General features: G+C 59.8%; 17 protein-coding genes. 7 read left to right on the forward strand and 10 right to left on the reverse strand.

What is annotated here, in order from left to right; all coding sequences use genetic code 11:
* Nucleotides 1–8: 8 nt before the first annotated feature.
* Both AC1RCO_RS27530 and AC1RCO_RS27535 read right to left on the reverse strand, forming a co-directional pair.
* Nucleotides 9–965, reverse strand: a complete 957-nt coding sequence (locus AC1RCO_RS27530; protein WP_492618238.1) for a putative 2-dehydropantoate 2-reductase — start codon at nt 963–965, stop codon at nt 9–11.
* The gene (locus AC1RCO_RS27535; protein WP_011062545.1) at nt 965–1,351 is read right to left on the reverse strand and encodes a thioredoxin family protein; all 387 of its coding nucleotides are present in this window, start codon (nt 1,349–1,351) and stop codon (nt 965–967) included. Before AC1RCO_RS27535 ends, AC1RCO_RS27530 begins: the two co-directional genes overlap by 1 nt.
* Between AC1RCO_RS27535 and AC1RCO_RS27540 the strand changes: the two genes are divergently transcribed.
* Nucleotides 1,350–1,784, forward strand: coding sequence for a PilZ domain-containing protein (locus AC1RCO_RS27540; protein WP_011062546.1), 435 nt, complete (start codon nt 1,350–1,352; stop codon nt 1,782–1,784). The genes AC1RCO_RS27535 and AC1RCO_RS27540 overlap by 2 nt on opposite strands.
* Nucleotides 1,785–1,924: 140 nt before the next feature.
* Nucleotides 1,925–3,001: a 3-deoxy-7-phosphoheptulonate synthase gene (locus AC1RCO_RS27545; RefSeq protein ID WP_011062547.1), complete on the forward strand. Its 1,077-nt coding sequence runs from the start codon at nt 1,925–1,927 to the stop codon at nt 2,999–3,001.
* 60 nt (nt 3,002–3,061) lie between these two features.
* On the opposite strand, the gene AC1RCO_RS27550 is transcribed toward AC1RCO_RS27545, so the two are convergent.
* Nucleotides 3,062–3,343: a GNAT family N-acetyltransferase gene (locus tag AC1RCO_RS27550; protein ID WP_011062548.1), complete on the reverse strand. Its 282-nt coding sequence runs from the start codon at nt 3,341–3,343 to the stop codon at nt 3,062–3,064.
* A 641-nt stretch (nt 3,344–3,984) separates the two neighbouring features.
* On the opposite strand from AC1RCO_RS27550, the gene oprI reads away from it, so the two are divergent.
* Entirely contained in the window at nt 3,985–4,236 is a 252-nt protein-coding gene (oprI, locus tag AC1RCO_RS27555) for an outer membrane lipoprotei OprI (protein ID WP_003448337.1), read from the forward strand.
* A 126-nt stretch (nt 4,237–4,362) separates the two neighbouring features.
* On the opposite strand, the gene AC1RCO_RS27560 is transcribed toward oprI, so the two are convergent.
* The 3 genes from AC1RCO_RS27560 to AC1RCO_RS27570 form a co-directional block, all read right to left on the reverse strand.
* Nucleotides 4,363–5,337 carry a L,D-transpeptidase family protein gene (locus AC1RCO_RS27560; RefSeq protein WP_015636545.1) on the reverse strand — a complete coding sequence of 325 codons (975 nt, stop codon included), beginning with the start codon at nt 5,335–5,337 and terminating at the stop codon, nt 4,363–4,365.
* A gap of 134 nt (nt 5,338–5,471) precedes the next feature.
* A complete protein-coding gene (locus tag AC1RCO_RS27565; RefSeq protein ID WP_007931378.1) occupies nt 5,472–5,765 on the reverse strand; it encodes a hypothetical protein in 294 nt (97 codons plus the stop codon).
* Nucleotides 5,766–5,821: 56 nt separating this feature from the next.
* A complete protein-coding gene (locus AC1RCO_RS27570) occupies nt 5,822–6,427 on the reverse strand; it encodes an arylesterase (protein WP_019092884.1) in 606 nt (201 codons plus the stop codon).
* Nucleotides 6,428–6,437: 10 nt separating this feature from the next.
* Here AC1RCO_RS27570 and AC1RCO_RS27575 point away from each other — a divergent pair, with 10 nt between their 5' ends.
* A complete protein-coding gene (locus AC1RCO_RS27575; RefSeq protein WP_011062551.1) occupies nt 6,438–7,121 on the forward strand; it encodes an ABC transporter ATP-binding protein in 684 nt (227 codons plus the stop codon).
* Entirely contained in the window at nt 7,121–9,625 is a 2,505-nt protein-coding gene (locus AC1RCO_RS27580; protein ID WP_492618239.1) for an ABC transporter permease, read from the forward strand. Before AC1RCO_RS27575 ends, AC1RCO_RS27580 begins: the two co-directional genes overlap by 1 nt.
* A gap of 33 nt (nt 9,626–9,658) precedes the next feature.
* Here AC1RCO_RS27580 and greB read toward each other — a convergent pair whose 3' ends face one another.
* Complete coding sequence (gene greB / locus AC1RCO_RS27585) at nt 9,659–10,132, reverse strand: transcription elongation factor GreB (protein WP_011062553.1); 474 nt, start codon at nt 10,130–10,132, stop codon at nt 9,659–9,661.
* 292 nt (nt 10,133–10,424) lie between these two features.
* Here greB and AC1RCO_RS27590 point away from each other — a divergent pair, with 292 nt between their 5' ends.
* Nucleotides 10,425–11,054: a response regulator transcription factor gene (locus AC1RCO_RS27590; protein ID WP_011062554.1), complete on the forward strand. Its 630-nt coding sequence runs from the start codon at nt 10,425–10,427 to the stop codon at nt 11,052–11,054.
* 131 nt (nt 11,055–11,185) lie between these two features.
* On the opposite strand, the gene AC1RCO_RS27595 is transcribed toward AC1RCO_RS27590, so the two are convergent.
* The 3 genes from AC1RCO_RS27595 to AC1RCO_RS27605 all read right to left on the reverse strand — a co-directional run bounded on the left by AC1RCO_RS27595 (nt 11,186) and on the right by AC1RCO_RS27605 (nt 13,751).
* On the reverse strand, nt 11,186–11,506 hold the full coding sequence (locus tag AC1RCO_RS27595; protein ID WP_011062555.1) for a hypothetical protein: 321 nt from the start codon (nt 11,504–11,506) through the stop codon (nt 11,186–11,188).
* 285 nt (nt 11,507–11,791) lie between these two features.
* A complete protein-coding gene (locus AC1RCO_RS27600; RefSeq protein WP_011062556.1) occupies nt 11,792–12,226 on the reverse strand; it encodes a DoxX family protein in 435 nt (144 codons plus the stop codon).
* Between the two features lie 103 nt (nt 12,227–12,329).
* Complete coding sequence (locus AC1RCO_RS27605; RefSeq protein ID WP_011062557.1) at nt 12,330–13,751, reverse strand: MltF family protein; 1,422 nt, start codon at nt 13,749–13,751, stop codon at nt 12,330–12,332.
* Between the two features lie 235 nt (nt 13,752–13,986).
* Here AC1RCO_RS27605 and AC1RCO_RS27610 point away from each other — a divergent pair, with 235 nt between their 5' ends.
* Nucleotides 13,987–14,793 (forward strand): TatD family hydrolase, encoded by an 807-nt coding sequence (locus AC1RCO_RS27610; protein ID WP_011062558.1) that lies wholly within the window; start codon nt 13,987–13,989, stop codon nt 14,791–14,793.
* Nucleotides 14,794–14,831: the final 38 nt, after the last annotated feature.

A 14,831-nucleotide genomic window follows, 5' to 3' on the forward strand; every position in this document is an offset into this window, starting at 1 on the left:
AGCCCAACTCAGGCGTGGTGCCGGTCGATGAAACTCAAGGCCTGGTACAACGCCTGGATCTTCGGCAGCTCACAACCTGCGGCCCGCGCTGCCGCCAAGGGTGCAACATAGATAGCTGCCAGTTCCAGAGGACGCTGGTGCAGGAAATCATGGTACATGCTGGGCCAGTAATCCGGCATGTGCTCGGTGGACTTGAACAGTTGCTGCGCATAGGCCGCGGGGATGGCATGCCCGCAAGCCGCCGCCCCCTGCAGCACTTCCTGCATCAGGTCCTGGATCAGCTCGCGGCTGGCGGGGTCGGCCATCAGTGGCGTGGTACTGGCTCGGAGCAGAACCGACAGGCCGTTATACGGGACATTCCACACCAGCTTCTGCCAGCGCGCCTGCTGCAGGTTGCCCATGGCCTGGGAATCGAGCCCCGCCTCGCGAAACAGCGCGGCGCCCTCCTCGACTATCGCCTGGCTCAGGGTCGCATCGGCACTGGCCGGGCCACTGTGGTAACCCAGGTTTACCGCGCCAAGCGCCTGATGCTCGATCTGCCCGGGCCCGGCGCGGTGCACACAGATAAAGCACAAGCCGCCCAGAAGATGCAGCGAATCGGGAAGCACCGCGCGCAGGTCGTCTTCGACATCCAGCCCATTCTGCAGCACCAGAACCTTGGCATCGGTGGCCGCGGCCTGAAGGATCGCCGGCGCCAGATCAAGGTTGCTGGTGGTCTTGGCGCCCACCAGCAGCCAGTCGCAAGGCGGCATCTGTTCGGCATTGGCGTAGGCCTGCGCCGGCTTCAACGTCAGCTTGCCGTGCTGGCTGCTGTTGACTTGCAGCCCATGCTCGAGCACTGCCGGATATTCGCTGCGCAATAAAAAGTGCACGTCGAAACCGGCACGTGCCAGCATCACCCCGTAAAAACCTCCGATCGCTCCGGTCCCGATAATGCCTACACGCGGTTTACGGCCTGCACCCATCAAGGCAACTCCTCTGGTATTCGATTAAGCGCCTGACGCAGGCTCTCGCTGAGATCCTGCTGCGTCAGGCGCGACTGTAGCGCTCCATGAAACTCACCGTCGCGGACCACGAACAAAGCCGGCAAGTGGAACACCTGATAGCGCTGAACCGCACCGCCATTATCGCCCGCATCGACCCAGCAAAGACGGTCGATGGGTAGCTCCAACTCCGGCAGCCGCGCCCGGGCCCAACGGCAACTGGAACAGCCGACACTGGTGAAAACAACCAGGGAAACGCCGCCCAGGCCCAGTAATTGCTGGTCGATATCGAAATCGGTCAGTTCCAATTCGAGCACTATACTGGGGGAAACAATGTCAAATGGACGACACTCGGAGTCTGCGGTCATGGGACGTTTCCTGCCTCATCCTGATGATGTTCCGGTTGAACTGACCTTGCGCAAGCACGCCTGTATTTCACGCCAGCGGTTGCACACTATCAGCCTCGGTGGCATGGCGTGCAATTACCACCGTGCCTGGCGCCGCGGTACCGCGCTGGAGGTGTACATGCCAACGTTGGGGGATAACGCCCGTTACAACGGCTATGTCGCCTGGTGCCTGAAACGCAAGCGTGGCTACCTGGTGGGCATCGCTTTCGTCGACGAACAAACGCTGTTCGGCGCGCGCATGGGTGAGCAGGTGTGCCAGATCGCCCGCTACTGTCGCCTGCATGAACCTCAGAGCGAACAGCAATGCATTGAGGCGCTGGCGCTGGATTGGGTCGAGCAGCACGCAGAAGACTATTCCGAAGACCGTGTGCACCAGGCTTTTGTGCAGCCATAGCCCAATAAAACCGCCACCTGCCCATTGTAGAGTCACCGGCTAACGCGCTAAGGTTCCGCTCCCCGACGCGCTCAAATCCGCTGTGCTCCGCCGCGCGGGGATCGCTGGCGGCCGGCACCCGTGACCTGACGAGTAACACGATGGCTGATTTACCGATCAACGACCTTAACGTCGCCTCCAACGAGACCCTGATCACCCCTGATCAACTCAAACGAGACATCCCGCTGAGCGACACCGCCTTGCGCACCGTGACCAAGGGTCGCGAAGTGATCCGCAATATCCTCGACGGCACTGATCACCGCCTGTTCATCGTCATTGGGCCCTGCTCGATCCACGACATCAAGGCAGCCCACGAATACGCCGAGCGGCTCAAGGCACTGGCGGCTGAAGTCTCCGACACCCTGTACCTGGTGATGCGCGTTTATTTCGAGAAACCGCGGACCACCGTCGGCTGGAAAGGCCTGATCAACGACCCTTACCTGGACGACTCGTTCAAGATCCAGGACGGCCTGCACATTGGTCGCCAGTTGCTGCTGGACCTGGCTGAAATGGGCCTGCCTACTGCCACTGAAGCCCTGGACCCGATCTCCCCGCAATACTTGCAGGACCTGATCAGCTGGTCGGCCATTGGTGCACGTACCACCGAATCCCAGACTCACCGCGAAATGGCTTCGGGCCTGTCCTCGGCCGTGGGCTTCAAGAACGGCACCGACGGTGGCCTGACTGTGGCAATCAACGCCTTGCAGTCGGTTTCCAGCCCTCACCGTTTCCTGGGGATCAACCCCCAGGGCGGCGTGTCGATCGTCACCACCAAAGGCAACGCCTACGGCCACGTGGTACTGCGCGGCGGCAACGGCAAGCCCAACTATGACTCGGTCAGCGTCGCCGTCTGCGAGCAGGCCCTGAGCAAGGCCAAGATCAAGCCGAACATCATGATCGACTGCAGCCACGCCAACTCCAACAAGGACCCGGCACTGCAGCCGCTGGTCATGGAAAACGTGGCTAACCAGATCCTCGAGGGCAACCAGTCGATCATCGGCCTGATGGTGGAAAGTCACTTGAACTGGGGTTGCCAGGCGATTCCGAAGAACCTGTCGGAACTGCAGTACGGCGTATCGATCACCGATGCCTGCATCGACTGGGAAAGTACCGAGAAGACCCTGCGCGGCATGCACGCCAAGCTCAAGGACGTCTTGCCGAAACGCGATCGCAGCTGATCCTTTCCTGCAGACACAAAAACGCCGGGCCAAGCCCGGCGTTTTTCATGGTCGCCCCGGTCAGAGCTTTGCTGCGTGACGCTGATGACGCTCCATATAGCGCTCTACGTACGAGCAGGACGGAATCACTGTGTAGCCCATGCGTTCGGCGTACTCCAGCGCCTGCTCGGTCAGCGCCGCGGCAATACCGCGCCCACGTAGTGCGTTGGGCACGAAAGTGCGATAGATATCCAGGGTCTGCTTACCCAGGTCCATATAGGTCAGGTAGGCACGATGACCGTCCACATTGGTCTCGAACTGATGACCAGCCTGGTCATGGTGGATGGACAACGCCTCGCTCATCACTACTCCTTGCGGGTCTGGAATGCTGACCCCTACCTTACCGATGTTTTTCCGGCGAAGGAACAACTTACGCCACCTCGTGCCTGTCGGCCGCCCGTAGAAGCTCTCGCTCTTGCGCCATCAGCACGTTACAAAATATAGGCGCCATTGGCACAAATGCTCAAGCCACACTCGTCACAGATCGGCGCAAAACCTTGTTGAGGCTGAGTACGAACCTTAGTCGGGATCGATACCTAAACGTCTTGCGACGGTACATCGCCGGATGCTGAAACATAAGACGAGCGACGCCTCTTAAAGTCACCCACAAGATGCTTAAACATAGGTTCAGGGCTGAACAAATTCTGAAGAAAAGTGCAGTCGACACAATATAGACCGACTTTAGCCTAGGCTCTGAAACAGCGCCCGGAAACTCCGATAACGATGCTGGCAAACAAGCAGCATTCGGCCCCGGAGCTTCGCCGCTGAATATTTTTTATACAACCCGCTAAAAAGTTGCTCGAAAAAGAAACAGCGCCTAGAATTTTTTTTGCTTCTTGCGCTACGTCAGTTTACTTACTACAAGTAATGGGTAGTATGTACGCCGGCTATTTCCTCACTCTGAGGTGATAGCTACTAATAGAAAGTCCTTGAAGGGGAACACGATGAACAACGTTCTGAAATTCTCTGCTCTGGCTCTGGCCGCAGTTCTGGCTACCGGTTGCAGCAGCGTATCCAAAGAAACCGAAGCTCGTCTGACTGCTACTGAAGACGCAGCAGCTCGTGCTCAGGCTCGTGCAGACGAAGCCTATCGTAAAGCTGATGAAGCTCTGGCTGCTGCTCAAAAAGCACAACAGACTGCTGACGAAGCTAACGAGCGCGCTCTGCGTATGCTGGAAAAAGCTAGCCGCAAGTAATAGTCCCTCGGGATTGTTATCGAGCCGATCCATTTTTTGGATCGGCTTTTTTATTGCCCAGAGTTCTTCACCGGCAATAAAAAACCCGCCGCTACCAGCAGGTATCGGCGGGTTGCACTTAAGCGCTTACTGCTGCAAATCGTAGGTCGCGTTGGACATTGTTGTCACAGGCGCTGTCGTCGGCACGGCGATCTCCACCGGCAAGCCATCTTCGGCTGCCACTACATCCCGCACCACATCCCAGTTCATGCGCAGGTTGTTAGCCAGGTCCTCACGCTTGAGCAAGGCATTGATCACTGCGGTGTGCTTGTCGACCACCGAAGGATTGCCTTTGTCATCCAACGGCGTATGAGCTTCCAGGTAGACTTTCCCGCCGCTGATACCGAACTTGTACGGATCGTTGATGATGCGCACCGAAGTTCCCACTGGCACCATGCCGGCCATTTCCAGCACGTTGTTGTTGAGCATGCGGAAACAACCGTGGCTGGTGCGCATGCCGATACCGAACTTCTTGTTCGAACCGTGAATCAGGTAACCCGGTGTGCCAAGGGTGAACTTGAATGGCCCCAAGGGGTTGTCCGGCCCGGCAGGTACCACGTTCGGCAAGGGGTCACCGTCGGCGGCATGCTCGGCCTTGATCGACGCCGGGGGCGTCCAGGTCGGATTCGGGGTTTTCGCGGTAATGCTGGTGTGCGCGATCGGTGACCCCCAGCCTTCACGACCAATACCCAGCGGGAAGGTGTAGACCACGTTCCGACCCTTGGGGTAGTAGTACAGTCGATATTCGGCCAGGTTGATCACGATGCCTTCGCGCGGCCCGGGCGGCAGAATGAAACGCGTAGGCAGGATCACCTCGGTGCCCGCCCCCGGCAGCCAGGGATCGACCCCCGGGTTGGCCGCGACCATTTCCAGGTAACCCAGGTCGTAGGTCGTACCCAGGTCGGCGAAGGTATCCTCGTACTTGGCCTTGATCACCTGTACCTGGCCGACGATGTCTTCACCCGGCGGCGGTAGAGGCAATTCCAATGCGGCAACAGGACCGGCCACACACAAGGCGGCGAGTGTCAGGCAGCGGGTGACGACAGGGAGGCGGGGCAACATCCGGATAATCCTTCGCATGAACAACGAATGAAAGAAACACGATTGTACACCCCGCCCTCCGGCTTCGGCAGCCAGGCCGGGGAGACAAGCGCAGACACATGAATTCCCTGTCGAAACGGCCTGCTGGCGACCGCCTACAACTCGAAACGCAGCTCAGGCCAGATTGGCGGAGTGCCACGTTTTTGCGACTCCAGAATCGCCCGGCACAACGGGCAGAGTCGCTGGTCCTGGAAAATCGTCCGATCCACGCTCGACCAGCGCGGTTGCGCGGGCAACAAAGTGCCGCACAAGGTGCGGTCGGCAGAGCCGCCCAACTCCAGTTGACGCGTCACCAGATGCACCCGAACTTCCTGGCAGGCGAACAGGTCAAGCTGCTCATCAGGCTCGATCAGTTGATAGGCAAACAGGGACCAGGCGGGACGCGGCATCGGGGGCTCCAAATCGGGGGCGCCACATTAGCCGAAACACTGTCACTAGAAAAGCGTCAAAGCAGCGGTTTTAGCGTCGGCCAGACATTTTCCAGCAACTTGCCCTGGGCCGCTGCCGCAGGGTGCAGACCGTCTGCCTGCATCAGTTCGGGATGCCCCCCGACCCCGTCAAGAAAAAACGGCACCAAGGCCACCTTTTTCTCGCTGGCCAACTGGCTGTAGACCTGGGAAAAGGCCTGGGTATAGCGCACGCCATAGTTGGGCGGCAATTGCATGCCTAAAAGCAGCACCTTGGCACCCTGGGCCTGGGAGCTGTCGATCATCGAAGCAAGATTTTGTTGCAATTGCCGGGGCGGCTGGCCGCGCAAGCCATCGTTACCCCCCAACTCGAGAATCACCACTTCAGGCTTATGCTCTGCAAGCAGCGCCGGCAGCCGCGCCTGGCCCCCGGCACTGGTGTCACCACTGACCGAGGCATTGACTACCCTGTCGTTAAAACCCTGGTCCTTGAGCCTCTTTTCCAGCAGGGCTACCCAGCCCTGACGGGTATCCAGGCCGAAAGCCGCACTGATACTATCGCCAACGATCAGGACCGTACCCGCCGCTGCGTTCTGGGCCATGCACATCAAGGCCAGGCCGGCACTCAAAAACCATACACGCATCGGATTCTCCATGGGCGCAAGCATTCTCACTGCGCGGAACCTTAGCAAAGTGGTTCCCAGCGCGGAAGGTGAACTGACCATCCTGCATGAACTCAGCCTCGAGCTGAACCAGGGCGACAGCCTGGCCATCGTCGGCGCCTCCGGCTCCGGCAAATCGACCCTGCTGGGCTTGCTGGCGGGGCTCGACCTGCCCAGCAGCGGCGAAGTCACCCTCGCCGGCCAGGCCCTGAGCCAGCTGGACGAGGATCAGCGGGCCCGTATCCGGGCCGAGCATGTAGGGTTTGTCTTTCAGTCCTTCCAATTGCTCGACAGCCTCAATGCCCTGGAAAACGTCATGCTGCCCCTGGAGCTGGACGGCCGTCGCGATGCCCGCGAGCGGGCCACCGAACTGCTGCAGCGGGTTGGCCTTGGCCAGCGCCTTAGCCACTCGCCACGCCAGCTTTCCGGTGGTGAACAACAGCGGGTTGCCATTGCCCGGGCCTTCGCTGCCGAACCCGATGTGCTGTTTGCCGATGAACCCACCGGCAACCTCGACAGCCATACCGGTGAACGCATCAGTGACCTGCTGTTCGAACTCAACAAGGAAAGCGGCACCACCCTGGTGCTGGTGACCCATGATGAACGCCTGGCCCATCGTTGCCGGCGCCTGATCCGTCTTGAAGCGGGCCTGCTGGTCGCCCCTCTGGAGCCCTGATGGCACGTCTGCCGCTGCCGCGCCTGTTCAGCCTCGCTGTCCGCCAACTGTTGCGCGATGCCCGTGCCGGAGAGTTGCGGGTACTGTTCTTCGCCTTGCTGGTAGCGGTTGCGGCCAGCACGGCCATCGGCTACTTCGGTGCACGCTTGAACGGCGCCATGCTGTTACGCGCCACCGAGTTCCTCGGCGCCGATCTGCTGCTGGAAGGCAGCTCCACAGCACGCCCGGAACAGCTCGACAGCGGCCTGAAACTGGGGCTGGATCATGCGCGGATAGTCGAGTTCTCCAGCGTCATTGCCACCGACAATGCGATCCAGCTCTCCAGCATCAAGGCCGTCGACGAAGCCTACCCCCTGAGGGGGCAGCTCAAGAGTGCCGCAGCCCCCTATGGGGTCGAGGAGCCCGGCGGCGGTCCCGCGCCCGGAGACGCCTGGGTCGAACCGCGCTTGCTGACTGCGCTGGACCTCAAAATCGGCGACAGCATCGACGTCGGCATGAAAACCTTGCGCCTGGCCAGGGTGCTGACCTACGAGCCTGACCGGGCCGGCAACTTCTACAGCCTGACGCCCCGGGTCCTGATCAACCTGCAAGATCTGCAAGCCACCGGCGTGGTCCAGCCTGGCAGCCGGGTCAGCTTCAAGGAACTGTGGCGCGGACCGGCTCCGGCGCTTGAGGTCTATCGTCAACAGATCAAGCCGGCGCTGGCCGCCAACCAGCGGCTGCAGGATGCCCGCGATGGCAACCAGCAGATCGGTGGAGCCCTGGGCAAGGCCGAACGTTATCTGAACATGGCCAGCCTGGTAGCGGTGCTGCTGTCAGGGGTTGCAGTAGCCTTGTCAGCCAATCGCTTCGCCGCGCGACGCTTTGATGCCAGCGCCCTGCTTCGCTGCCTGGGCCTCTCACGCCGGGAAACCATGCTGCTGTTCAGCGTACAGCTGGGCGTTCTGGGTCTGCTGGCCAGCCTCAGTGGGGCGTTGCTGGGATGGCTGGCCCAGCTCGGCCTGTTTTACCTGCTACATGACCTGCTGCCCAACGACGTACCACCCGGAGGATTGCTACCCGCCATCGCCGGCATCGGTACCGGGCTGGTGGCCCTGGCCGGATTCGCCTTACCGCCCCTGGCTGCGCTGGGACGGGTGCCGCCGCTGCGCGTACTGCGGCGCGACCTGCTGCCAATCCCCTCCAGCACCTGGATGATCTACGGCGCCGCTCTGTTGGCCCTGGGCCTGATCATGTGGCGCTTGAGCCTGGACCTGGTGCTCACCTTCGCCCTGCTGGGCGGTGGCCTGCTGGCGGCACTGGTATTGGGTGGCTTGTTGCTGCTGCTGTTGCAAAGCCTGCGGCGCCTGCTGGCCCGCGCCGCCCTGCCCTGGCGCCTGGGCCTGGGCCAGTTGTTGCGTCACCCCCTGGCTGCGGCCGGGCAATCCCTGGCTTTCGGCCTGATTCTGTTGTCCATGGCGCTGATTGCCCTGCTGCGGGGCGAACTGCTGGACACCTGGCAAAACCAATTGCCGAAAAATGCCCCCAACTACTTCGCACTGAACATTCTGCCGGCGGAAAAACAGGCCTTCAGCGAGCGCCTGGTGCAGCTCTCCGCCCCTTCGGCGCCCTTGTACCCCGTGGTTCCGGGGCGCCTGGTGAGCATCAATGGCGAGCCGGTAAGGGAGATCGTCAGCAAAGATTCCAGCGGTGATCGGGCCATACAACGCGATCTGAGCCTGACCTGGGCCGCCGATCTGCCCAGCGGCAACAGCATTATCGAGGGCAGTTGGTGGTCAGCCCAGCCAGATGACGGGTTGCCCGGCGTCTCGGTCGAGGCCAAGGTGGCGCAGAGCCTGAAGCTTAAGCTGGGTGATCACCTGACCTTCACGGTCGCCGGCGCCAACCGGGAGGCCCGGGTCACCAGCCTGCGCAGCATCAACTGGGACAACTTCCAGCCAAACTTCTTCATGATCTTCCAACCGGGCACCTTGAAGGATCTGCCCGCCACCTACTTGACCAGCTTCTACCTGAGCCCTGGGCACGATCAGCAGATTGTCGAGCTGTCCCGGGCCTTCCCGGCAGTGACCATCCTTCAGGTCGAAGCCCTGCTGGAACAACTGCGCAGCATCCTGGCCCAGGTCACCCTGGCGGTGGAGTATGTGTTGCTGTTTGTCCTGGCGGCAGGAATGGCAGTGCTGTTTTCCGGGCTCCAGGCCACCCTGGACGAACGCATTCGCCAGGGGGCGCTGCTGCGTGCCCTCGGGGCCGAGCGGCAACTGCTGGTGAAAGCCAGGCGGATCGAGTTCGGCCTGCTGGGCGCAGTCAGCGGCCTGCTGGCGGCACTGGGGTGCGAACTGGTCAGCCTGGTGCTCTACCGGTTCGCTTTCGATCTGCCCTGGCACCCGCATCCATGGCTGTTACTGTTGCCTCTGGTGGGGGCGCTGCTAGTAGGCGGGACGGGAGTTTTCGGTACCCGTCGAGCATTGAACGCCAGCCCGCTGAATGTATTGCGCGAAGGTTGAAAGCCCAAGGCTCGCCTGCCCAGGTCGGCGAGCCTATTTCACATAATCGATCTGGTTGATCCACCAGCAGGTTTCACCTGCCGGGGTGTGGACAACGGCCTCGTCACCCACTTCCTTCTTCAGTAACGCCCTGGCCATGGGCGAATCGATGGAGATGTAGTCCTTGCGCAGGTAGATCTCGTCGTAACCGACGATACGAAAGCGCTTGATCTCGGCCGCCTCGTTTTCGACTTCGACCCAAGCACCAAAGAACACCCGTCCCTCCTGTTCCGGCGCGTAGGAAACCACCTTCATGTCTTCCAGGCGCTTGCGTATGTAGCGCACCCGACGATCGATTTCCCGCAGAAGCTTCTTGTTGTACTGATAGTCCGCATTCTCGCTGCGATCGCCCAGCGAGGCCGCCCAGGTGACCTTCTGCGTGATATCCGGGCGCTTCTCCCGCCATAAATAGTCCAGCTCTTGTTTCAGAGCGTCGTAACCATCCTGTGTGATGAGCTTGGTACTCAATTGGCTAATCAGCCTCCAGCCTTATGCATGCTGCGCATTAGTTGTATGAGCCGACAAAGCCGGCACGTCATGAGCGGCATCTGCCACCGATCTATGGACATCACTATCAGATTTGTCCGATTTAGATTTCAGAGAGGTCAGCCAATCATAGGGCCAAACAGCCGAGCCGTACGGCCCAGGGCATAGGTTCGACAAGAGCGTCGGCAATCGGCACGCCACACTGCTTGATACCCATTCCCCACAGAGCTAGCCAATAACTACCAACACCTCAAAAACAAAGGGAAAGTACCACATGGGCAACATCATTATCGTCGATGACCATCCACTGATCAGACTGGCCATCAGGTCGGTGCTGGATCCTCATCATCACAATATCGTCGCCGAAGCCGACAACGGTGCCGATGCAGTGCAACTGGTGCGCAAGCACCTGCCGGACCTGCTGATCCTCGACCTGGGCATCCCCAACCTGGATGGTTTCTCGGTCATCGCGCACATCAAGTCCGCCGGGCTGCACGTCAAGACCCTGGTACTGACCTCAAGTGATTCGAAAAACTTCGCCCTGCGCTGCCTGCAAGCCGGAGCCGCTGGCTTTCTGTGCAAGACCGAGAACCTTCACGAATTGGCCAATGCGGTAAAGGCCATCCTTTCCGGGTACAGCTACTTTCCGGAAGACACCATTAATATCCTGCAGCAGAACACCAACGCCGCCAACCAGGAGAGTGTGTTGATTTCCCGCCTGACCGACCGCGAAATAACAGTGCTGAAACTGCTGGCTACCGGTCTGAACAACCAGCAGATTGCCGATGCGCTGTTGATCAGTCACAAGACCGTCAGCACCTACAAAGTGCGGTTACTCAAGCGTTTCAATGTTTCCAACCTGGTGGCCTTGGCCGAATTGGCCAAACGCAATGCCGTAGTTTGATCATCAAGCCATTAATCGCCATCAAATGACGGACAGCCGCCACGACTGAAGACGTTCCAGTCGGTTTCTGTTCAATGGAATTCCGATCTGTACAAGGCGCAGTTCAGCAGCCGTGATGCACTACCGGCGGGTCAACTGCTGAACTGGCGGCGGATGATCAACCCCTGGCGAGCGACGCGGGTCAGTTGCTTGATGACTTCAGCAGCATCCGCAGCACTGGGTGCCGGAATGACCGCCAGATCGAAGCTGTCGCTGGCAAAGCGTGCCAGGGACTCACCTTCTTCGACAAATTGAATCAGAAACGCCGCTGGGCCCGGGGAACGTCGTGGCCAACCGTCGAGATAACGCAATAGTGTGGGCTGGTGCTTGCCACCCAGGAGGATTTTCGGATTGCGCTGGGAAAGACTCGCCGTGATCGGCGCAAGACGTACAAGGGGGCGTGGTGCATTCATCGTATTGTGTCTCTGCCTCAGATTTCTGCCGGGCAGGTGAGAGGCAACACCGAACCAGCGCTTTAGCGGTATTTCGAAGCCTGACTATAGCTTCTATCAGTGATCTTTCGACTCACCTGGCGCCCCGCAAGTAGCTGTTTAAATCGGCGCATGAGCAGCATCCTAGAGAAGCCGACAGGTCAGTGTCAAGATTTGTCAGCAACGAAAAAGGCCTGCATTCGCAGGCCTGGGATAACTTTGCCGACGGCTGATCCAGAGCCTCTGGAACACCGCCCGCGCATCGACTTACTTGGCGATTGCCGCATCCAGAGACAGCTTGCCGGCCCCCTCAATCAGAACTGCGACAGTGCCGCCAAGCAGTGCAAGAGCGAACTCATAACCGTTGTTGGCCATGAACAGGCCATGGCTGATATGCACCGAGAAAATCGCCACCAGCAAGGTAAACGACAGGCCCAATGCAGCGGGACGCGCCAGCAGGCCAATGATCAGTGCCAGACCGGCAAAGAATTCGGTGCCCCCCGATAACAACGCCATCAAATAGCCGGGAGCCAGGCCGATACTCTCCATCCACTGCGCCGTTCCCGCCAGACCGCCACCACCAAACCAGCCAAAGAGTTTCTGCGAGCCGTGAGCCACGAAGATGATGCCGACGAAGATCCGCAGTACGGTCAAGCCGTAGCCCGCGCGAGTGCCCAGTAGCTTGTTGGTCAGTGTGCTCATGCTGTGTAGTCCTGTGTGAAGGTAGGAAAGTTGGTCGCCATACTAATCAGTTTTAATCATGTTAAAAGCGGAAATTACCCAAGCTAATAATCGATTTCTTAGATTATTTACGTGACGCAACTTTTCGCTCCGGAGGCTCCAGGGAGTCTCGTTCACGATCAAAGGCCAGATAGTATTTGTTGACGCTATTAACATAGCTGACGGCCCCCATGCCCACTTGCTCCATGGCGATGCGCTCCACCTGGAAGAACCACTGGTTGGGGTTGAGCCCCCGCCGCCGGGCTTCACTGCGCATACCCTGCACCCGCTCCGGCCCCATGTTGTAGGCCGCCAGCACAAATGCCATGCGCTCGCGCTCATTGAGTTTGGGGCTGGCAAAAAATTTACGGCGAATCATCGCCAGGTACTTGGCCCCTGCCTGCACATTGCTATCTACGGACTGAATATTGTTGACCCCGACCCGCTGCGCTGCCGAAGGCGTGATCTGCATCAGCCCGGTAGGGCCGCTGCCGCTTCTGGAAGGGGGTTGCAACGCTGACTCCTTGAACGCCAGCGCCGCCAGGTTCAGCCAGTCCATGCCCTGTTCGCCGGCATGCTTCTGCAAAACCGGACGCAGTTTTTCCAGACGCTGACGGTCGGCCCGGGCCAGGGGATAGTGCACCTGATACTGGCGTCGGTAGATACGCAGGAACGCCACATCCTGATCCGCCGGCGCCTTATAGGTCTTGAGGAAGCGGTCGATACTCGCCCGCAGCATCGACGCATCGCGCCGGACAAACCAGTGTTCTTCACCCGGCTCACTGATCTTCAACTGCCTGTCCAAACGCAATTTGGGCAGGATCTTGCTCCAGCGTTCGGCAATCGGCTGCTCGACAACCGTCAGGTGGAAAATGCCGCCCTGGACCATTTCCAGCACATCCTCCACCGCCAGGCTGGGGTCGACCCACTCCACCTTGATCGGCGCCAGCTTGTGCAGCGCCAGCTTCTGATTGATCTGGCTGACCGCGTCCCCCGCCGCACTACCGGTAGTCAGGGTCAGGGTCTTGCCAGACAGCTGTTCGATCCGTGTATAACGGCGCTCACCCTTGATCCCGACCAGCAGCAGGGGAACATTACTGACGATCGGGTCGCTGGAGCTGACCGCATTTCCGGGCTGGGCTTCCAGCAGCTCACCAGGCGCCACCAGGTCGCCCTCGCCCCGCTGCAATGCACCCAGCAATTGATCCTTGGCTTTGGGAATGATCTTCAGGCTGATTTCCTGGCCGTCGCGAGCATGGCCATTGAGGTACTGCTCGAACGAGCGCAGGCGGTGGTACTCGACACCTATGGCCTGGCCCTGGACTTCTCCGGAGCTATTGCGGCTCTGATTGACCAGCACCCGGAGTACCCGGCTGCTGCGGATTTCCGCCAGGTCGCGCACTTTTCCCGTGGCGTGTGCTTCCAGTGGCCCGGGCAAGCGCGCCAGCGCCGGCAAGGGCAGCAGCAATGACAGGCACAGCGCGAGCAATATCGAGGATCGGGTCATCCGTTCTCCGCAAAGAATACTGTTCAACCCTTCGTCGCTTTTTGAAGAATTGATTGCCAGAAACAGAGCGCCTTGAGCGCTGGCAAGCTGCGAAAGACCCGTGCAATGGCGCTGAAGAACGTGGCCGTTGCTCTGGTCCGGCAGCAAAAGACAGCTATAACTCGTTGTAGTTCTTGGTTTTTCTTATAAATCTACAGCTCTGATATGCTTTCCGGCCGCAGGCGGAGATAGCACCATGCAACTCATCGATATCGGCGTCAACCTGACCAATCCCAGTTTTGCCGAAAAACACCAAGCCGTTCTCAATCGTGCTTATGAGGCTGGGGTGTGCCAGTTGGTCCTCACCGGAACCAGCGTCGAAGGCAGTGAACAGGCCCTGGAGTTGTGCCAGAAACTGGACGCCGACGGGCAGAGACTGTTTGCCACCGCCGGGCTGCATCCCCACAGCGCCAGCGACTGGAATGCCGACAGCCCGCGACGCTTGCGCGCTCTACTTGGAGAGCCGCGGGTACGCGCCGTGGGCGAATGCGGCCTGGACTTCAACCGGGACTTCTCTCCCCGCCCGCAACAGGAAAAAGTCCTGGAAGAACACCTGGCCCTGGCTGTCGAGTTGCAGTTGCCAGTGTTTCTCCACGAACGTGACGCCAACCTGCGCTTGCTGGACATCCTGCGGGATTTCCGTGATCGCTTGCCGGCTGCTGTAGTCCACTGCTTTACCGGTGAACAAAAGGCCCTGTTCAGCTACCTCGACCTGGACCTGCACATCGGCATCACAGGCTGGATCTGCGACGAACGCCGCGGCACCCACCTGCACCCGCTGGTACGCGACATCCCCCGCGGGCGCCTGATGCTGGAAAGCGATGCCCCCTACCTGCTACCCCGCAGCTTGCGGCCAAAGCCGAAAAATGGTCGTAACGAGCCAGCCTATCTGACCGAGGTTTTACGAGAAGTTGCATTGCACCGCGGTGAAACCCTGGAAGACCTTGCAAGCCACAGTACCGCCTGCTCTCGGGCGTTTTTTCGCTTGCCAGAGATTGCTTGACCCACATCAAGATTTTTCCGAGATCATGGCGGCACAAT

This window comes from Pseudomonas sp. GW823-FHT03E05, from assembly GCF_058796855.1.